Origin of the sequence: Rosenbergiella epipactidis (genome assembly GCF_018494055.1) — a bacterium.
GTDB classification, from domain to species: Bacteria; Pseudomonadota; Gammaproteobacteria; order Enterobacterales; family Enterobacteriaceae; genus Rosenbergiella; species Rosenbergiella epipactidis.
On the sequence record NZ_JABBFQ010000006.1, the window covers coordinates 96982 to 117039 of the forward strand.

Below are 20058 nucleotides of genomic sequence, written 5' to 3' on the forward strand. Positions count from 1 at the left end.
TTACTATTCTCCTGAAGGGTGGGTAGCATTAATTGTTAACGTTCAATGTTAATATAATTAATGTTTTGCGACTAGGGTGAAAAGTCTTATCTTTTCACCCTATAGGCTGATGGCTAGCCGCCTGGCCACAACATCACCACAAGTGTCCCAGCAAGGGTCAGAATAACGTTAGCAATCGCATAGGTCCCAGCATACCCTAGCGCGGGAATACTGCTGCGCGCGGTATCGCTAATAATTTCTAGCGCTGGGGCGCAGGTGCGCGCTCCCATCAAGGCACCGAACAGCATCGCTCGGTTCATTCGTAACACATAAGCGCCGAAACAGTAACAGATTACAACAGGTAAAAGACTGACGACGACGCCACACAGCAGCATGGAAAGCCCGTTCTCACCCAGCCCATGGTGTAAGCCACTGCCTGCGCTTAAGCCGACACCGGCCATAAAGACCAGCAATCCAAACTCTTTTACCATGGTCAATGCCCCTTGCGGGATATAACCGAAGGTTGGGTGGTTGGCACGTAAGAAACCGAGCATAATCCCTGCAAAAAGTAGCCCGGCCGCATTACCAATACCAAAACCAAAATTGCTGAATTGAAATGTCACCATACCGATCATCAATCCAACGATAAAGAAGGAACAGAAGGCCAGTAGGTCGGTCATTTGACTGTGAATAGCGACAAAACCAATGCGGTCGGCAATACTCTTGACCCGTCTTGTCTCACCGCTGATCTGTAAGATATCGCCTTTATTTAATAAGATATCGTCATCAATGGGCATTTCGATCTGGTTGCGGATAACACGGTTAAGAAAGCAGCCATGATCGGTTAAGCGAAGTTTCCCTAGACGCTTATTGACCGCATTATGGTTTTTTACCACGATCTCTTCGGTGACAATTCGCATATCCAGTAGGTCACGATCGAACACCTCTTTCCCATGACGGAAACTCGGATCTAATCGCGCATGCGCATCGGGATAACCGACCAAAGAGATATCATCACCTTCTTGTAACACTGCATCGCCGTCTGGACTAGCCAAGATACCGTTACGTCGGATTCGCTCGATGTAGCAACCCGTGTGTCGATAAATCCCCAGTTCGCGTAAGTTTTTACCGCCACTCCACTCGACAAGTTCTTTTCCGACACGGTAGGCACGGATAACCGGTAAAAAAACCTTACGCTGGCTATCGGCATCTAAGCCGCGCTCGCGTGCGATTTGCTGTGCGCTAGTAGGAAGATCCTGGTGTTGTAATCGTGGAAGGTAGCGGGCAGCAAAGATCAAACTGACTAAGCCGACTAAATAGGTTAAGGCATAGCCTAGACTGAGATTATCTTGCAACAGGGCGAGTTGTTGGGGATCACTAATCACTTGCCGGAGTGTGTCTCCGGCCCCGACCAGTACCGGTGTAGAGGTCATCGAGCCTGCCAGTATTCCAGCAGAGAGGCCAATATCCCAGTGAAAAAGTTTGCCCAGACCCAGCACGATCAGTAATGCACTACCAACCATCACCAAAGCGAGCATTAAATAGTTTTTCCCATCACGGAAAAAAATTGAAAAGAAGTTAGGCCCGGCTTCGATACCCACGCAGAAAATAAACAGCATGAAACCTAAGCTCAGCGCATTAGTATTAATAGAGTAATGTTGTTCGCCTAGCAGCAGAGAGACCACCAGTACCCCGATTGAGCTACCGAGCTGGATACTGCCAAGCCGAAGTTTTCCTAAGCAAAGACCGAGAGAGAGCACTACAAAAAGAAGCAAGACATCATTGGCGCTGAGCAAATTTGCAACGTTTATATTCACGAGTCAATTTTCATTAATAAGTCGAAGAGTGATTCCATCAGCCAGCTTTGGGCTTCGGCTGACGGTTCTAAAAAACCGACTCATTCTAATCGTTCACTTGCCTAACTGCTATGACTGTTTGAGAGAAAAAATGATTTTATACAGAGGGATGGCGGGTACTGATGCGTCAGTACCCGAAAAGATTATTGATATAATCCAAGGTGTTGCTTGGCGTAGGCTTCAAACTCGGTAAAGCCGCCAACGTGTGATTCGTCGATGAAGATTTGCGGAACAGTTTCCACCGTCTTCCCTGCGCTTTTCGATAAATCGTCTTTGCTGATCCCTTCAGCGTGAATATCCACATAGCGATAGCTAAAATCGTCACGCTCTTCAGTCAATTTATCCGCTAACTCTTTGGCACGGACACAATAGGGACAAGCAGGACGACCAAAAATTACCACAAACATAACAGCTCCTTTGAAGAATGAACGATTTATCATGCCTTGCTGGCTGAAAGATTGGAAGTCGAGAAGAGGGCTTATCGTCGATTTCGCACAATCGGTGAGTCGGTAGGGATGCTAGACGGTTGAGTAATGGCTACACTTACGCTTTACCCTATTTTTGGAGTGCGTTATGACACCGACCATCGACCTTCTTCGCCAGCACCGTTCTATTCGCCATTTTAGCGACGAACCCATCAGCGCAGAACAACGTGAAGCCATCTTGTTGGCAGCTCAATCAGCGTCTACCTCAAGTTTATTACAATGCGCGTCGGTGGTAAGGATCACGGATAAAGACAAACGCCAGCGTCTGGCTGAACTGGCAGGCGACCAGTCTTGGGTGGTCGAGGCGGCCGAATTTTGGGTCCTGTGTGCCGACTTTAACCGACACAAGCAAATCAGTGAGCATGCGGAGTTAGGCTATGCCGAACAATTGATCTTGGGGTGTGTCGATACGGCACTGTTAGCCCAAAATGCGATGGTGGCGGCGGAATCACTCGGCTTAGGGGGTGTTTTCATTGGCGGCCTTCGAAACCAACCGCAAGCGGTAAGTGAGCTGCTGGATCTGCCTAAATTTGTTTTACCCTTATTTGGACTCTGCCTCGGTTGGCCAACAGATAAACCCGAGCTGAAGCCGCGTATGCCGCTCTCGATGTTTGTGCATGAAAATCACTACCAGCCGATCGAAACTGAGACGCTCGCGGCCTACGACCAACATCTATTGGAATATTATCAACATCGCAGCAGTGCCAACCGCCATGAAACCTGGAGTGAAATGGTGGAAAGGATGATCACGAAAGAAAGCCGCCCCCATATGCTCGCCTTCCTTCAGCAGCAAGGTTGGATTACCCGCTAACCGCTGTTGCGGGGTGAGAGCCATAGGATTTCATCCCGCTTCAATGCTATACTGCCGCGCCCCATTTACTTTCGTCCACAGGTAACCTATGTTTTGCCCTCGCTATGACGCGGGTCAGTGTCGCTCTTGTCAATGGCTCCCCAAAGAATATGTTACGCAACTCGCCGATAAACAGGCGAAGATTGAACAGCTATTAACCGATATACCAGTAACGGAGTGGTACCCCCCTGTACCGTCTGCGCAATCTCGGTTTCGTAACAAGGCAAAAATGGTCGTCAGTGGTTCGGTGGAACGCCCAATTTTGGGAATCGTTAATCCCGAGGGTCAAGGCGTGGACTTGATCGACTGCCCCCTTTATCCGGAAACTTTTGCCCCAGTTTTTCGCCAATTATTACCTTTTATCGCGAAAGCGGGCTTAACCCCTTACCATATCGCTCGGCGCAAAGGCGAACTGAAATACTTACTGTTAACAGAAAGTACGCAGGGCGGGATGATGCTTCGCTTTGTCTTACGGTCGGATAAAAAGTTAGATCAGCTTAAAAAAGTGTTACCGGAACTCCAGCAATGCTTGCCGCAATTAACCGTAATCTCAGTGAATATTCAGCCGGTTCATATGGCGATTATGGAGGGCGAGCAGGAGATTATTTTGAGTGATGCCTCAGCACTAGCGGAGTCATTCAACCGTATTCCTTTATGGATCCGCCCGCAAAGCTTCTTCCAAACCAACCCTGAGGTTGCCGCTAAACTCTATTTAACGGCGCGTGAATGGACGCAAGGGCTTAAGCTCGACACCTTATGGGATCTGTTTTGTGGGGTGGGGGGCTTTGGACTGCATTGTGCCAGGGCCGAAACCCACTTAACGGGGATTGAAATCTCGGCTGAGGCGATTGCCTGTGCAAAAGATTCTGCCCGTAAACTCGGATTAAAGAATACGGAATTCCGTGCCCTAGATGCCACCCGTTACGCCGTTAACGAGGAGAGTCCACCGGATTTACTGCTAGTTAATCCGCCAAGACGGGGAATTGGCCAAGCGCTTTGTGACTTTATCGTCAGTGTTAAGCCTGCGGTGATCCTCTATTCGAGCTGTAATCCAGAAACTCTGGCAAAGGATATTGCGCGACTGCAAGGCTACCGTCTCGAACGCGTTCAGCTATTCGACCTCTTCCCGCATACTGCGCACAGCGAAGTGCTCTCTCTACTGATACGTGAACAATAAGTTGCCAACAGGCAACTTATTCATTAAGCGCGACGCTCAAAGCGGAGGGCATAGGTTTCGATCGCCCTCATCAGTAAGGTCAACAGCCCATTAATACAGAGATAGATAATACCTGCCGCCACAAACACGTTGACGTCGTAAGTGCCGCCATACAGTTGTTGGCTCAACCCCATCACGTCCATCAGGGTGATGGTATAGGCTAACGACGTGCTCTTAAACACCAATACCACTTCGTTAGAGTAGGAAGAGAGTGCACGCTTAAACGCATAAGGGAGTAACACTTTAAGTGTCTCTCCCCGTGTCATCCCCAAAGCATAACAGGATTGCCACTGTCCTGCAGGGATAGCCTTGACCGCGCCATAGAGTAGCTGTGTCGTGTAAGCGGCACTGTTTAACGATAATGCTACCACCGCACAGAAGCCAGGTTGAGAGAGAATCGACCATAGCGTGGGATAGTGCTGCAAGATCGGGAACTGTCCTGGGCCGTAATAGATTAAAAAGATCTGTACCAGTAACGGTGTCCCAGTAAATAGGGTTAAGTAACAGTGGATCACCGCATTGGTTACGCGATGACGTAATGATAGAAGAATGGTGAGGGTTACGGCGATCAGCAGGGCAATAAGTGCTGCACTGACGGTAAGACCCAGGCTGACGGGTAAGCCAGCGCTAAGCTTCAGTAAATAGTCGCCCATCATTATTGCTCCAACTCAAAGCGTGTGACACGGCGCTCAGCAAATTTTAAGATTGCCTGACTCAACAAGGTAATAATTAGATAAATACCCGCCGCAACCAAGTACCACGTGAAGGGCTGCTCGGTGCGCGTCGCGATACCTTTAGTTTGCAACATTAAATCATTCACACTGATGAGGGAGACTAAAGCTGTATCTTTTAACAGCACTAGCCACTGATTTCCCAATCCGGGCAGGGCGTGACGCCACATTTGTGGCATAACGATAGTAAAAAAGACGGTCGATTTACGCATTCCTAAGGCGTAGGCAGACTCTCGCTGTCCTTGAGGCACTGCTCGCAATGCACCGCGCAGGGTTTGCGAGGCATAGGCTGAGTACAACAGCGCAAGCGCAATCACCCCACACAAAAATGGACTGACATCGAAGTTTTCGATGTGGAGTTGTAAGTGTAAGGTAGTGAAGCCCAACGGCAGTGAAAAGCCATCAGACAGGGTAAGCAATAGCTGCGAGGAACCGTAATAGATCCCTAATACGACTAAGATTTCCGGTAAGCCACGAATAAGCATCACCAGTAAACTGCCGATCCACGCTAACGGTTTACAGGAGAGGGATTCCCAACTGGCGAAAATCATCGCCAGCGTTAAGCCGACAACGAGTGCGCAAAGGGCAAGGCCGACGGTCAAGCCGCCGGCATTGAGAAGATAAGGTAATTCATTCATTAGCGATTATTTCTGGAACCACTTGTCGTAAATTTTTTGGTATTCACCGTCGGCTTTGACTTTGGCTAAACCTTGGTTAAATTGCTGTTGTAGCGCGCTGTTTCCTTGGCGGACCGCAATTGCGACACCCGTACTGAAGTAATCTTTATCGGTGACTTTATCACCGACTGGTGCCAGTGATGGGTTATTTTTCAACGATTCATTGATGACAGCAGTATCACCAAAGACCGCATCGATACGACCATTTTTTAAGTCAAGAATCGCATTTTGATAGCTATCATATGGAACAGCCTTAATCTCGCTGTGTTTATCTGCAAGGTATTTCTGGTGAGTGGTGCCATTTTGTACGCCGACTTTCTTACCTTTCAACGCTGCTAGGCTAGCCACTTTGCCTTTTTCTGCGACAAATAGCGCAGAGTTAAGATAGTAAGGGGTACTGAATAATACCTGCTTTTGACGCTCAGGCGTAATATCCATTCCCGCCATCGCCGCGTCGATACGACGGAATTTTAAGCTGGGGATTAAACTGTCGAATGATTGATTGGTAAAGCTACAGCTTGCATTAATTTGCTTACAAACTGCCATCGCTAAATCCACATCAAACCCTTGGATTTTGTTATCACTGCCAACAAATTCGAAGGGAGGATAGGAGGCTTCAGTTCCGAAACGGAGCGTTTCGGCCGCGAATGCTGAGGCTGACAGGCTGGTGAGGAGTGCAGCGATAAGAATTTTTTTCATGGTAACCCTGTCCTTAATGTGAAAGATAGTTCGCAAATTCGCGTGTTTGAGGATGCGTAAAACGATCAGCGTTTCCTTGCTCAACAATACGTCCATTTTCCATATAGACAATATGTGATGCCGTTTTTTTTGCGACCTCAACTTCGTGTGTCACGATAACTTGGGTGATATTGGTCGCCGAGAGTTCATTAATAATCTTTACCACTTGACCGGTGATCTCAGGATCGAGGGCCGCGGTAGGTTCATCGAACAGTAACACCTGAGGTTCCATCATTAACGCTCGCGCAATCGCGACCCGTTGTTGTTGTCCACCCGAAAGATGCAGGGGGTAGCGCTGAGCGTAGTCCGCCAAGCGTAAGCGCTCTAAATATTTCTTGGCGCGGGCTTGGGCCTCGCTACGACTTAAGCCTAATACTTTACACGGCGCCTGAATAAGGTTTTGTTCAACGGTGAGGTGAGGCCATAAATTGTACTGCTGGAAAACCATGCCAACATCTTGACGTAGCGTACGAATCGCCGCAGCGGAGGGGCGTTGCGTGAAATCGAACTGTTGCTGAGCAATGGATAGCTGGCCTGAACGCGGAATTTCTAATAAGTTTAATACACGCAGCAATGAGCTCTTTCCTGCACCGCTCGGGCCGAGCAGCACAAGCGTCTCTCCTTGAGCACAGTTCAAAGTAATATCGTACAGGGCTTGTTGACCACCGTAGAAACAATTTACGCCTTCTAAATGAATGCTCATGCGATAAATCTGACTTTTATAAGAGTGTATTTGCCGAGATAGTAATTCATTATGCATAAGTATGCAATTCTGATGCAGACTTTTTCTCGCCTCATCCTTACCTTGTTTGGTCAATCGCGGGAACAGAGGTAAAGTAAAGTATCACTGGCTAAAGGGGTAAAAAATGAAAAAGAGATTTCTCATTATACTGGCACTGTTATCGGGGTGTCAGGCAACAATGCCTAGTTCATTGACTGTGCCGCAGGCAATTAACACTACCTACGTCGCGCGCAGTCATCAACCAAGAATTAACGCTATTGTGATCCATTACACTGTGGCAGATGAGCAGCGGGCATTAACGCTGCTCACGGGTAAGCAAGTCAGTAGCCATTATCTGATTGCGCAGTATCCAAAAGATCATCAGAGGTCGCCAGAAACCTATCAGCTAGTGCCTGAAGATCAGGCTGCTTGGCACGCCGGGATCAGCGCGTGGCGGGGGACCTATAATCTTAATAAAACGTCGATAGGCATCGAGTTAGTGAACCGAGGCTATCGCCTACCCTCTGGTCAGCATCACGGTCACTGTGAAAGTTATCCGCCGCAGCAGATTGCCGTGCTGAATAAATTGGTCAGAGAGATAGCTGACCGCTATAAGATAGAGCCTGCGAATATCATTGGACATAGCGATATCGCCCCATTAAGAAAAGTGGATCCAGGACCTTGCTTTCCGTGGCAACAGCTGGCTCAACAAGGGATAGGCGCGTGGCCGGATCAGAAGCGAGTCAATAAGTTATTGGCGGGACGAGCACCCGATACACCGGTCGACAATGCGCTGCTGCTTCCCTTGCTGAAACAATATGGTTATACGTTCAGCGCTCATGCTACGCTGCAGGAACAGCGGCAAGTTATTCGCGCATTTCAGATGCATTTTCAGCCAGAGAATAGCAGTGGTCAGGGTGATCAATTAACCCTTGCACGGTTGCAGGCCCTTCTGCTGCAGTATCCTTGGCACCATTAATCATTAGATAATTGTCGCGGCGATCCTGGCAGAGCAGTTTGCCCTGAGCCGTGCTTGAAAGATGAATAATCATGCAGAAGGAACCGTTTGCTCGTTCCTGTTGATCACCGTTACATCGCAATGCGGGAGGTTTCGATGACCACGACTTTTCAACACAGTGATGGACAAAATTTGTGCAATGAAATTGGCGGCGCAGTCCTAACGGTGCTGGGTAACCAGCAACCCCTCACCGTACAGGCGCTGATCGACTGTATGCAACAGGCACAGCGTGACGCTTATGACTACGGCGAATGTCCTGAGCAGGGCATGGCACTGGCAATAGCAATATTGACGAAGTTTATAGAATCGGAATAAGCAGCCCCTTATCAGGGGCTGGCTGAAGTATAGGCTAGCGGAACAGGTTGGTTTTTGCTAAATCGATAATCTCGCTGCCTTGGCCATTGATGATCGCCTTAAGCATATACAGGCTGAAACCTTTGGCTTGTTCAAGTTTTATCTGCGGCGGCATCGCTAACTCATCTTTTGCGGTCGTCACATCAATCAGTACTGGGCCCGGGTGGTCAAACGCCTGTTGTAAGACACCGCTTAATTCTGAGGCCTTCTGTACGCTGAAGCTTTCGATATTACACGCCTTAGCGATGGCGGCAAAATCAGGGTTATCCAATTCGGTACCATTGGTCAGATAGCCCCCGGCTTTCATTTCCATCGCCACAAACCCCAGCACACTGTTATTGAATATCACCAGTTTGACCGGTAATTGGTGCTGAGCAATGGTCAATAAATCACCCATCAACATTGCAAAGCCACCGTCACCACACATCGCGACGACTTGACGCGACCTGTCGACAGATTGTGCGCCCATCGCTTGAGGCATAGCGTTCGCCATCGACCCATGGTTAAACGACCCTAATAAACGTCTTTTACCATTCATGGTGAGATAACGCGCCGCCCAAACTGTTGGCGTGCCAACATCACAGGTAAAAATCGTGTCGTCAGTGGCGAGTCGATCTATTTGTTGGGCTAGATACTGCGGATGAATAGGGCGATCATCGTTTGCTACGGCTAAATCATCTAACTGTTGGCGACTTTTTTTATAATGCTTAACGGATTTCTCAAGGTGAGCGGAATCATGGGAAGCGCTAAGTAAGGGCAGCAACGCCTGAACAGTCGCTTTGATATCGCCAATAAGTGGAAAGTTAACATGGCAGTGCGAACCGATACTCGATGGGTTGATATCAATTTGAATAATCTTCGCCGACTCAGGATAGAATGCGCGGTAAGGGAACTGTGTCCCTAATAACACCAGCGTATCCGCCTCAAGCATGGCGTGATAGCCAGAGGAGAACCCAATCAGTCCAGTCATCCCGACATCATAGGGGTTATCATACTCGATATGTTCTTTACCACGCAGTGCGTGCACAATCGGTGCTTGAAGTTTTTCAGCTAAGGCCACGACGTCATCATGCGCTCCGGCACAGCCGCTGCCGCACATCAGCGTAATATTGTGAGCGCTGTTTAATACGTCAGCCAGTTGTTCCAGTTCCGACGCCACCGGTTTAACCTCAGGTAGTGACGGGGGATACCACTCAAGGCTATCGGGCACCTTAATGCTCTGTAAGGCGATATCGCCAGGCAGGACGATCACCGCAACGCCGCGTTTCACAATCGCCGTACGTAGGGCTATCGCCAAGATTTGCGGGAACTGTTCAGGATTACTCACGAGTTCACAATAGTGACTGCACTCTTTAAACAGTTCTTGCGGGTGGGTTTCCTGAAAGTAGTTACTGCCAATTTCGCTGGAAGGGATATGCGCGGCGATGGCAAGGACCGGTTGATGGTTCCGATGGCAATCAAAGAGGCCATTGATTAAGTGCAAGTTACCTGGCCCACAGGATCCTGCACAGACTGCCAATTCATTGGTAACTTGTGCTTCAGCCCCAGCTGCGAAAGCCGCAGCTTCTTCATGTCGCGTTGACATCCAAGTGATCGCTGACTGTTTATTAAGACTATCGCTAATCCCATTTAGCGAATCACCGGTGACCCCCCATATATGTTTGACGCCTACCTCTGTTAAGGTCTCGACCAGTAATGCCGCGACTGTCTTTTCCATGTACTACTCCCCTTGCCTTGGATAAACGTGATATGGGGTAATTGTAGTTCAACTTTCGCCACTGTTTGCGCAGAAGGGATAAACCTAGAATGCGGTCCAGCAAATAAAAGTCAGGGGATGGCTTGTCATAAGGTTTTTTTTAGATGTATTGTGCCAAAAGGGCTAGACTAAAATTAGGTCGGTTCTGCTAAATGCTAGGGTTCATGATAAACTAACAGTAAAATTTGTGCTTTTCATTCAAGTATTGCTGGGTAATTATGGCTAACACGCATCATGGTTTCGACTTCGAACAACTTTTAGACAGTCATCTCGACGAGGCGCTACAACCGCCGTCTATGTATAGAGTTGTGTTATTGAATGACGATTACACCCCTATGGAGTTTGTCATCGAGGTTTTACAAAAATTCTTCTCACTCGATATTGAGCGTGCAACGCAACTGATGCTTACAGTGCATTATGAAGGGAAGGCGATTTGTGGTGAATTTACCGCCGAAGTGGCTGAAACTAAAGTCATGCAAGTGAATCGTTACGCGAAGGAAAATGAGCATCCGTTGCTATGTATGCTGGAAAAAAGCTAATCAGCCCATATATCTAGGCTGAGACCTAAGCGTTAACCGATCGGAGGTGCCTAATGCTCAATCAGGAACTGGAACTCAGTTTAAATATGGCTTTCGCCAGAGCGCGTGAGCACCATCACGAATTTATGACCGTCGAGCATCTGCTACTCGCGTTGATCAGCAATCCCGCTGCGCGCGAAGCGTTAGAGGCTTGCTCAGTCGACCTCGCTGCGTTGCGTGCAGAACTGGAAACGTTCATTCAAAAAACAACGCCAGTGCTTCCCGAAGCGGATGAAGAGCGAGAAACGCAACCCACATTAAGCTTCCAACGTGTTCTGCAACGTGCGGTCTTCCATGTCCAATCCTCTGGGCGTAGCGAAGTGACCGGCGCTAACGTGCTGGTGGCGATTTTTAGTGAACAAGAGTCACAAGCGGCCTACTTACTGAGAAAATATGAAGTGAGTCGCCTAGACATTGTTAATTATCTTTCCCATGGCACGCGCAAAGATGACAGTGCTGAAGATAAACCGTCCGAAAACAGTGCCTCTTCAGACGATGCTGCAAGCGGCTCCAGTGAAGAACGTATTGACAGCTTTACGACAAATCTTAATCAGCTCGCTCGCGTGGGCGGTATTGATCCGCTTATCGGACGTGAGAAAGAGTTAGAGAGAACCGTTCAAGTCTTCTGCCGTCGTCGTAAAAATAACCCGCTACTGGTGGGTGAGTCGGGTGTTGGCAAAACGGCTATCGCCGAAGGCCTTGCGTGGCGTATTGAGCAAGGCGATGTGCCCGACGTAATGAAAGAGTGTGTGATCTATTCGCTCGATATTGGTTCACTGCTTGCAGGAACAAAATATCGCGGTGATTTTGAAAAGCGCTTCAAAGCGTTGCTAAAACAGCTTGAGCAAGATCAGAACAGCATTCTGTTCATCGATGAGATTCACACTATCATCGGGGCAGGGGCGGCTTCCGGTGGGCAAGTCGACGCTGCTAATTTGATCAAGCCGCTACTTTCCAGTGGTAAAATCCGTGTGATGGGTTCCACCACCTATCAAGAGTACAGCTCAATCTTTGAAAAAGACCGGGCTTTAGCGCGCCGCTTCCAAAAAATTGATATTGTCGAACCGACAATGGATGAGACTGTAAAAATTCTGACCGGCCTCAAACCGAAATACGAGAAGCATCATGATGTGCGCTACACAGCCAAAGCTATCCGCGCTGCAGTAGAGTTAGCCGTCAAATATATCAACGATCGTCATCTTCCTGATAAGGCGATAGATGTGATCGATGAAGCCGGTGCTCGGGCGCGTTTATTACCGAATAGTAAACGTAAAAAAACCATCAATATTCAAGATATTGAGACCGTTTTAGCCCGCATTGCGCGAATCCCTGAAAAAAGCGTATCCGCCACTGACCGCGACACGTTACGCAGTCTCGATGACCGCTTAAAAATGCTGGTATTTGGTCAAGATAAAGCGATTAATGCGTTATCGGAAGCGATCAAAATGAGTCGGGCAGGCCTAGGCAATGAGCACAAACCTGTCGGGTCATTCCTCTTCGCGGGACCAACTGGCGTGGGGAAAACCGAGGTGACGGCTCAGTTGGCCAAAGCGTTAGGTATTGAGTTACTGCGGTTTGATATGTCGGAATACATGGAGCGCCATACGGTCAGCCGTCTGATTGGTGCGCCTCCAGGCTATGTGGGTTATGAACAAGGTGGATTATTAACTGACGCGGTCATCAAACATCCTCACTCTGTAGTGTTACTGGATGAAATTGAGAAAGCGCATCCAGATGTGTTTAATTTACTGCTACAGGTAATGGATAACGGCACCTTGACCGATAATAACGGCCGTAAGGCGGACTTCCGTAATGTGATCTTAGTGATGACTACCAATGCGGGCGTGCGTGAGACAGAACGTAAAACGATCGGCTTGATTCAACAAGACAATAGTACCGATGCTCTGGAAGAGATTAAGAAAATCTTTACTCCAGAATTCCGTAACCGTCTTGATAACATCATCTGGTTTGAGCATCTGTCCACAACCGTTATTCATCAGGTGGTGGATAAATTCATCGTTGAACTGCAAGCTCAGCTTGATCCTAAGGGTGTGTCACTTGAAGTGAGTGATGAAGCTCGCGAATGGCTAGCAGAGAAAGGCTACGATAAAGCGATGGGGGCCCGTCCTATGGCTAGAGCGGTACAAGAAAACTTGAAGAAACCGTTAGCCAATGAGTTGTTGTTTGGTTCATTGGTTGAAGGGGGATCGGTGTCAGTGGGGCTAGATCGTAAGAAAGATCAGCTGACTTACCATTTTGAGAGTGCGGCGAAGCAGAAAGCAGAAGGGACCGTTCACTAGAAAATAAAAAGGCCGGAAAATCCGGCCTTTTTTATGGCAGTCATTAAATGAAAGATTAACGACTACGGAAGACAATGCGACCTTTCGTTAAATCGTAGGGGGTCAGTTCAACGGTGACTTTATCACCGGTAAGAATACGAATGTAGTTTTTACGCATTTTACCTGAGATATGAGCAGTAACAACGTGCCCATTTTCGAGTTCTACACGGAACATGGTGTTGGGTAACGTATCTAATACGGTGCCCTGCATTTCAATATTGTCTTCTTTGGCCATCGAATCCTCTGAATGGACTAACTAAATGTTTACTCGACAGAATAATGCCGAAGTCTTATACCTGTGTAAAGAAAAGGCGACCAATTAGGTCTGTGCTTGGCGTCAAGCGAGCGATCTTTACGTGAATTTGGGTGTTATGTCGTTTGAGGAACAAGTGAGAGTAGGGCAATTTTCGCCATCTACTGACGCGTTATTCCGCAAGGAAAGCGTGGGGTAAAAAGAAAATAGGGTGTTAACTAAACCGCCACCAGCATAACAAGCGCCAGTATTATACTACCTTTTTATCAAAAAAGCCTGTTAAAGATTCACCCTGATTTAAAATAACCGCTTTTTCACCCAGCATTCTGACGGGATAATTCGTTTCTGCAGGTCAGCTAATTGGGTCAGAAACTGTTGGCGGGGAATTTCTCGTGCGCCCAAGGAATGCGTATGCGGATTAAGTATCTGACAATCGATCACCTCACCGCCATATACTGAAAAATGCCGACAGAGTTGCAGCAATGCCAATTTTGATGCGTTGGGCTGGCGACTGAACATCGACTCTCCGCAGAACATCCCGCCTAATGCCATCCCGTAGAGCCCGCCAACCAGTTCATGGCCGCACCACACTTCCAACGAATGGGCTTGGCCGATTGCGGCGAGATCACACCATGCCGCGATGACGTCTTCAGTGATCCACGTCCCCTCAACATGTGTGCTGGCACAGCCTTCTATCACCGCGCGGAAGTTATGATTAAGCGTGACGTGATAAGGGCAGCGGCGTAAAAAGCGTTGCATACTGCGACTGAGATGAAAGCCCTCAACCGGTAGCACGGCACGCGGATCGGGGCTCCACCACAAAATAGGGTCCTCCTCAGAGAACCAAGGGAAAATACCCTGCTTATAGGCTGAGAGTAACCGTTCTGGTCGCAGATCACCACCGTAAGCGAGAAGCCCTTGCGGCGAGGTTAGGGCGCTATCGGTAGACGGAAATGGCGTGTCAGGCCGACCATCTAGGCAGGGGAGGTAGATCGCACTCATCGTCCATTATGGCCTTGCTGGCGTTGGCGAAAAGCGTAATAGCGGGCCTTATCCGCCATCAGCTGTTGGTGCGTTCCTGCTTCAATAATATGGCCTTGGTCCATCACACAGATTTTATCGACAGCTTCAATACCGGTCAGGCGGTGTGTAACCATCAGCACCGTTTTTTCAGCGGTGACCCTAAGAAGAAGTTGCATAATCAGATGTTCGGTCTGGGCATCCAACCCTTCAAGAGGTTCGTCTAATAGCCAAATCGGCGCGTTATGTAACAGTGCCCGGGCTATCGCTAAGCGACGACGTTCGCCACCGGAAAGTGGGCGGCCGCCTTCCCCTAACCAGCTATCTAATCCTGCGCCTTCAAGAAGCGTAGTTAAGCCGACAACCTCCAGGCTTTCGATGAGTTGTGCATCGTCAGCGAGCGGTTGAGCGAGTGTTAAGTTTTCACGTAACGTCTGATTGAAGACGGCCACTCGCTGGCTAACGACCGTGATGGTGGAACGAAGCTGGGGTTCTGAAAAGGCCGTTAAAGGCTGATTATTGATAAGGATTGTACCGGTCAACGGGTCCCAAGCACGGGTAAGCAATTGTAATAACGTTGTTTTCCCGCATCCGGTGCTTCCGAGTAGTGCTACTTTCTGTTTCGCGGCAAGTGTCAACGTTAAGTGCTCTAACACCTTAGGCCCGGTAGGGCTGTAAGCAAAATCCACACCTTCGATAGAGAGTTCAGCAGCACGATCATCGATGGCGACCGATTGAGAGGGAAAGGTCACCACAGGCTGTTGCGTTAACAACTGGTTCAAGCGCTCGGCAGCAATCGATACTTCAGAGAGGTGGAGAAAAGCCGTTGCAACCGGACCAAGCGCTTCAAATGCAGCCAGTACACAGAAAACCAATAATGCATTGTCGGCGGTGGCAATTTGTGCGATCTGATGGCGGGACATAATAACAAAGACTGCGACAATGGTTAAGCCGGTCAGCAAGATGATGATACTTTGTGCCAAGGCATTAAGATTTTGCTGCCTCGCTTGCGTTGCCAACCATTTTTTCTCGGTCTGTTCAAGCTCCTGACGCCAATCCTGTCGTGGTGGGTACAACAAGAGTTCAGACATCGCGCTGAGATGAGTAGTCAGTTGTTGCCGATAAGCACTACTCAAGCTAGCAATCTGTTCACCCGCCGGTTTGCCCACTCGATAGAACAGGGGAGGAAACAGCAGGATAACAATAATCATCACACCCGCTACCATCAGCGCGGCTTGGTGGTTGATATAACTTAACCCCACCCCGACGACAAGTGTTACCAGTAAGGCCCCAATCATCGGTGAGAGAACCCGTAAATATAAATGATCTAGCGTCTCAACGTCGCCGACAAAACGGTTCAGTAAATCGCCCTGACGGAATTGAGAGGTCCCTGCAGGCGCGAGTGGATAAATTTTACTGAAGATAGTAACGCGCAGATGCTTTAATACTTTGAAGGTGGCGTCATGACTGACTAAACGCTCAAGATAACGGGCAACCGTGCGCAGGATTGCCGCCCCTCGAACCCCGGCGGCGGGTAGCATATAGTTAAAAGTATAAATACCGGCGCTGCCGGCCATTGCGGAAGCAGCGAGAAACCAGCCAGACAGACTCAACAGCCCAACACTGGCGAGCAAAGTGAGGGTGGCTAACAATACGCCTAACACTAACTGCCAACGATGCCTACGCCACAGCGTTAAAAAAGGGAACAATGCTTTCATTATTCAATCTCCCCTGAGCGATGGCTTAACAATGTTTGAAACAGTCCCTGCTCAGCGGCAAGCGAACGGAAATCGCCCATCTGCACAATTTTCCCTGCTTCCATAACAATAATAGTGGGCCAGTCGGTCAATTGGTCGAGCTGATGGGTGACCATGATAGTCAGTTGTTGGTGACTCGCCTGTTGCAAACAGTGCATGATCCGTTGCTCATGATGGCGGTCCAAACTGGCAGTAGGTTCATCGAGCAGTAAAAGTTGCGCCTGCTTCGCCAGCGCACGGGCGACCGCAATGCGTTGTGCCTGGCCAACAGATAAATTCTGACTCTCTTCACCGACTTGCGTGGCGAGACCTTGCGGCAAGCGCTCAAGAAACTCATCGATACCGGTTTGTGCCACTAACGTATTCAGTGCTTGTTCGCTGAGTTCGCCTTGCGGAGAAATATTTTCTGCGATAGAGCAAGGGAATAGCCGAGGATGCTGGCCTACCCAACTCACCGATTTCAGCCAGTCTTCGCGTGACACCCTATTAAGTTCATGGCCATTGATCAGTAACGACCCTTGATAAGGCAGAAAGCCTAAGAGCGCATTAAGTAGTGTACTTTTACCCGACCCGCTCGGTCCTACTAATGCCACGCGTTGATCGACATTGAAGCAAAAATTGAGTGGACCAACTAACTGCACACCATCGATTGAGGTGATGACCCAATCGCGGGCCTCAATGGTGAGAGCTTGGGAGGGATCGAGAGTCAGGTCTTCGCGCTGAGCACTAGGGTGCAAAGGGTCCGTTTCCGTAAGGAAACTTTCAATTTCATCGGCGGCCCCGGCGGCTTGGGCTTTGGCATGATAAAAACTGCCTAAATCACGCAGAGGTTGGAAAAATTCTGGAGCTAAAATTAACGCGATAAAGCCAGCGAATAGGGTCACTGCGCCATGATAGCTGCCAAAGTGAAACACACCGAGGTACGAAAAGCCGAAATACACGGCGACGATCGCGATGGAGACTGATGCGAAAAACTCAAGAACGGCTGAAGAGAGGAAGGCGATACGCAGGACTTCCATTGTACGTAAGCGAAACTGCTCTGTACTGTCTGCGATCGCCTGCTCTTCCGCATGGCGTCGATTAAAGAGACGCAAAGTATCAAGGCCGCGCAGGCGATCGAGAAAATCGCCGCTCAGGCGTGCAAGCGCCGCAAAGTTACGGCGATTAGCATCGGCGGCTCCCATCCCGACCATTGCCATAAACAGTGGGATTAACGGGGCCGTCAGGAATAGAATGGTCGCCGCCGCCCAGTTTATGGGAAATAGGGTAATCAGAATAAGCAGCGGGATCACGGCAGCCAAGGTCATTTGCGGCCGATAACGAGCGTAATAGTCGTGCATTTTCTCAATCTGTTCATGCAGCAAGGTGGTCCAACTGCCGACGGGTCGAGAAGCGATCCAAACCGGTCCTAACCTTTCTAAGCGGTTTAACACAAGTTGGCGGATAGCGAGTCGTAATGCCTCGCCTGCTTTGACACCGACTTTTTCGCGGCTGTAGTGCAGCACTGAGCGTAGCGCAAAACAACCGACGAGCAGGGCTAACCAGTGGTAAAGATGCGGAAGGGGTTGATGATCGATTAAGGCGCGTTGCAGAAGTTCTGCCAAACAATAAGCCTGTAAAAGTATCGTGAGTGCGCTGCAGGTGCCCAAAATGACCGAGAGTGTAAGCCAACGTTTAGCATGAATACGCTGCGCTTTGAGCCAGAGGGTAAGCTGTTTTTGTCTTGATTTATCCACGGAAGAGTCTTTGACCTGTTGGAATTGAACATCGACTATCTGAAATTCCTAACAACTCTAGCACGCAGGAGATAAAAAAGGCGACAGATAACCTGTCGCCGGGATTAATCTAGATCATACAATTAACAAATTAGTTATTTTCGCTAACTAATCCATCTAAATAGCGTTCAGCATCGAGGGCTGCCATGCAGCCGGTGCCTGCAGAGGTGATTGCCTGACGGTAGTTATGATCCATCACATCCCCTGCGGCGAACACGCCAGGAATGCTGGTTTGTGTTGCGTTACCGGCTAGGCCTGATTGCACCACGATATAGCCATCTTGAAGAGTCAGCTGCTCTGCGAAAATCGCCGTATTTGGTTTATGGCCAATCGCGATAAACACACCTGCTACCGCTAACTCATCAATACTACCATCATGAGTCGACTTCAGTTTTACGCCGGTTACCCCCATCTCGTTACCGACCACTTCGTCTAAGGTACGGTCGGTATGCAGGATGATGTTGCCGCTGCTCACTTTATCCATCAGCCGGTCAATCAGTATCTTCTCTGCCCGGAAATTATCCCGGCGGTGAATGAGGTGAACTTCTGCAGCGATATTTGATAGATAGAGCGCCTCTTCGACGGCAGTATTCCCGCCACCCACCACCGCAACTTTCTGCTTACGATAGAAGAAACCATCACAGGTCGCACAGGCGGAAACGCCACGCCCTTTAAATGCCTCTTCAGATGGCAAGCCGATATAACGTGCCGAAGCACCTGTCGCGATGATAAGCGCGTCAGCGGTGTACTCTTCGCTGTCGCCAAAAAGACGGAATGGGCGCTGTTGTAAATCGACACGGTTGATGTGATCGAGCACAATTTCGGTATTGAATTTAACGGCATGTTCGTGCATGCGGTCCATGAGGAGAGGACCTGTCAGATCGTTGGCATCCCCCGGCCAGTTTTCGACTTCCGTCGTCGTGGTCAGTTGTCCGCCTTTTTCTACCCCAGTAATCAGAACGGGGTTAAGGTTGGCACGTGCAGCATAGACCGCAGCGGTATAACCCGCAGGACCTGATCCTAGGATTAAGAGTTTGCTGTGTTTGGCCATTTTTATTCCTCAGTGTTAAATCATAATTTTGTTGATTGTAGGGAAACTTCTTCATGAAAAAAAGCATCAGCTAATGTTGTTCTCTATTACTGCAATAGGTAAGCGGTATCTCAGCGGAAAATTCTGATGTAATTGGGGTCAAAACCCGCTAAAACCGGTTTTTTTTTCTAGAATAATCATACCTCACGGATAAAAATAAAAAAAATACCGAATGTTGTACTGAAAAAAGATGTTTTGCTTTGACAATCCGCTATTGTTTTGCGAAAACAGGGGAAGCCGTTAATCGCTTCAGCATAACGGCAATAAGCTACGACACAACATAAGCGGGCCAAACAATCCCCGGGCACAGGGGCGGGCTTTGCATTGAAGCTCGGAATAAAAGAGATAATCAAAAATGGTAGATAACAAAAAGCGTCCTAGTAAGGACCTCGATCGTATCGATCGCAATATACTTAATGAATTACAGAAGGATGGGCGAATTTCTAACGTAGAACTGTCAAAGCGAGTCGGCTTATCGCCTACACCTTGCTTAGAACGCGTTCGTCGTCTGGAGCGTCAAGGTTTCATCTTGGGATATACCGCGCTATTGAACCCGCATTATTTGGATGCTTCTCTACTCGTTTTTGTTGAGATAACTCTGAATCGTGGAGCGCCGGATGTTTTCGAACAGTTCAATGCTGCCGTACAGAAGTTAGAAGAAACCCAAGAGTGTCATTTAGTCTCTGGCGATTTTGATTATCTCCTTAAAACCCGCGTCCCTGATATGTCTGCCTACCGTAAACTGCTTGGCGAAACACTGTTAAGATTACCTGGCGTGAACGACACCAGAACCTACGTTGTCATGGAAGAAGTTAAGCAAAGTAATCGTTTAGTGATCAAAACTCGCTAAATCTGACAGGTGCAA

19 protein-coding genes are annotated in these 20058 nt (G+C 48.7%); 7 read left to right on the forward strand and 12 right to left on the reverse strand.

What is annotated here, in order from left to right:
* Positions 1-113 precede the first annotated feature (113 nt).
* Both HGT71_RS10815 and HGT71_RS10820 read right to left on the reverse strand, forming a co-directional pair.
* A complete protein-coding gene (locus HGT71_RS10815; protein WP_214217768.1) occupies positions 114-1796 on the reverse strand; it encodes an aspartate:alanine antiporter in 1683 nt (560 codons plus the stop codon).
* A gap of 182 nt (positions 1797-1978) precedes the next feature.
* Positions 1979-2242: a GrxA family glutaredoxin gene (locus HGT71_RS10820; protein WP_048911867.1), complete on the reverse strand. Its 264-nt coding sequence runs from the start codon at positions 2240-2242 to the stop codon at positions 1979-1981.
* 166 nt (positions 2243-2408) lie between these two features.
* Here HGT71_RS10820 and nfsA point away from each other — a divergent pair, with 166 nt between their 5' ends.
* Both nfsA and rlmC read left to right on the forward strand, forming a co-directional pair.
* On the forward strand, positions 2409-3131 hold the full coding sequence (gene nfsA / locus HGT71_RS10825; protein ID WP_214217769.1) for an oxygen-insensitive NADPH nitroreductase: 723 nt from the start codon (positions 2409-2411) through the stop codon (positions 3129-3131).
* 88 nt (positions 3132-3219) lie between these two features.
* On the forward strand, positions 3220-4347 hold the full coding sequence (gene rlmC / locus HGT71_RS10830; protein WP_214217770.1) for a 23S rRNA (uracil(747)-C(5))-methyltransferase RlmC: 1128 nt from the start codon (positions 3220-3222) through the stop codon (positions 4345-4347).
* Between the two features lie 23 nt (positions 4348-4370).
* Here rlmC and artM read toward each other — a convergent pair whose 3' ends face one another.
* The 4 genes from artM to artP are packed head-to-tail and all read right to left on the reverse strand — an operon-like array spanning position 4371 to position 7235.
* Positions 4371-5039 (reverse strand): arginine ABC transporter permease ArtM, encoded by a 669-nt coding sequence (gene artM / locus HGT71_RS10835; protein ID WP_048911877.1) that lies wholly within the window; start codon positions 5037-5039, stop codon positions 4371-4373.
* A 2-nt stretch (positions 5040-5041) separates the two neighbouring features.
* The gene (gene artQ, locus HGT71_RS10840; protein ID WP_062811944.1) at positions 5042-5755 is read right to left on the reverse strand and encodes an arginine ABC transporter permease ArtQ; all 714 of its coding nucleotides are present in this window, start codon (positions 5753-5755) and stop codon (positions 5042-5044) included.
* A gap of 6 nt (positions 5756-5761) precedes the next feature.
* The gene (artJ, locus tag HGT71_RS10845; protein WP_214217771.1) at positions 5762-6493 is read right to left on the reverse strand and encodes an arginine ABC transporter substrate-binding protein; all 732 of its coding nucleotides are present in this window, start codon (positions 6491-6493) and stop codon (positions 5762-5764) included.
* A gap of 13 nt (positions 6494-6506) precedes the next feature.
* Entirely contained in the window at positions 6507-7235 is a 729-nt protein-coding gene (gene artP, locus HGT71_RS10850; RefSeq protein WP_214217772.1) for an arginine ABC transporter ATP-binding protein ArtP, read from the reverse strand.
* A 163-nt stretch (positions 7236-7398) separates the two neighbouring features.
* On the opposite strand from artP, the gene HGT71_RS10855 reads away from it, so the two are divergent.
* Both HGT71_RS10855 and HGT71_RS10860 read left to right on the forward strand, forming a co-directional pair.
* On the forward strand, positions 7399-8232 hold the full coding sequence (locus HGT71_RS10855) for an N-acetylmuramoyl-L-alanine amidase (RefSeq protein WP_214217773.1): 834 nt from the start codon (positions 7399-7401) through the stop codon (positions 8230-8232).
* 135 nt (positions 8233-8367) lie between these two features.
* Positions 8368-8586: a hypothetical protein gene (locus tag HGT71_RS10860; protein WP_214217774.1), complete on the forward strand. Its 219-nt coding sequence runs from the start codon at positions 8368-8370 to the stop codon at positions 8584-8586.
* A gap of 34 nt (positions 8587-8620) precedes the next feature.
* Here HGT71_RS10860 and poxB read toward each other — a convergent pair whose 3' ends face one another.
* Positions 8621-10342 (reverse strand): ubiquinone-dependent pyruvate dehydrogenase, encoded by a 1722-nt coding sequence (gene poxB, locus HGT71_RS10865; RefSeq protein WP_214217775.1) that lies wholly within the window; start codon positions 10340-10342, stop codon positions 8621-8623.
* A gap of 257 nt (positions 10343-10599) precedes the next feature.
* Between poxB and clpS the strand changes: the two genes are divergently transcribed.
* Positions 10600-10920 carry an ATP-dependent Clp protease adapter ClpS gene (clpS, locus tag HGT71_RS10870; RefSeq protein WP_214217776.1) on the forward strand — a complete coding sequence of 107 codons (321 nt, stop codon included), beginning with the start codon at positions 10600-10602 and terminating at the stop codon, positions 10918-10920.
* A gap of 53 nt (positions 10921-10973) precedes the next feature.
* Positions 10974-13259, forward strand: coding sequence for an ATP-dependent Clp protease ATP-binding subunit ClpA (clpA, locus tag HGT71_RS10875; protein WP_214217777.1), 2286 nt, complete (start codon positions 10974-10976; stop codon positions 13257-13259).
* A gap of 55 nt (positions 13260-13314) precedes the next feature.
* Here the strand turns inward: clpA and infA are convergent, their stop codons facing one another.
* From infA to trxB, 5 genes are all read right to left on the reverse strand, one after another.
* Complete coding sequence (infA, locus tag HGT71_RS10880) at positions 13315-13533, reverse strand: translation initiation factor IF-1 (protein ID WP_028684310.1); 219 nt, start codon at positions 13531-13533, stop codon at positions 13315-13317.
* A gap of 315 nt (positions 13534-13848) precedes the next feature.
* Entirely contained in the window at positions 13849-14553 is a 705-nt protein-coding gene (aat, locus tag HGT71_RS10885) for a leucyl/phenylalanyl-tRNA--protein transferase (protein WP_214217778.1), read from the reverse strand.
* The gene (gene cydC, locus HGT71_RS10890) at positions 14550-16289 is read right to left on the reverse strand and encodes a heme ABC transporter ATP-binding protein/permease CydC (RefSeq protein WP_214217779.1); all 1740 of its coding nucleotides are present in this window, start codon (positions 16287-16289) and stop codon (positions 14550-14552) included. Before cydC ends, aat begins: the two co-directional genes overlap by 4 nt.
* On the reverse strand, positions 16289-18064 hold the full coding sequence (cydD, locus tag HGT71_RS10895; protein ID WP_214217780.1) for a heme ABC transporter permease/ATP-binding protein CydD: 1776 nt from the start codon (positions 18062-18064) through the stop codon (positions 16289-16291). Before cydD ends, cydC begins: the two co-directional genes overlap by 1 nt.
* A gap of 130 nt (positions 18065-18194) precedes the next feature.
* Positions 18195-19160 carry a thioredoxin-disulfide reductase gene (trxB, locus tag HGT71_RS10900; RefSeq protein ID WP_214217832.1) on the reverse strand — a complete coding sequence of 322 codons (966 nt, stop codon included), beginning with the start codon at positions 19158-19160 and terminating at the stop codon, positions 18195-18197.
* 388 nt (positions 19161-19548) lie between these two features.
* Here trxB and lrp point away from each other — a divergent pair, with 388 nt between their 5' ends.
* Positions 19549-20043 carry a leucine-responsive transcriptional regulator Lrp gene (gene lrp, locus HGT71_RS10905; protein WP_048911880.1) on the forward strand — a complete coding sequence of 165 codons (495 nt, stop codon included), beginning with the start codon at positions 19549-19551 and terminating at the stop codon, positions 20041-20043.
* Positions 20044-20058: the final 15 nt, after the last annotated feature.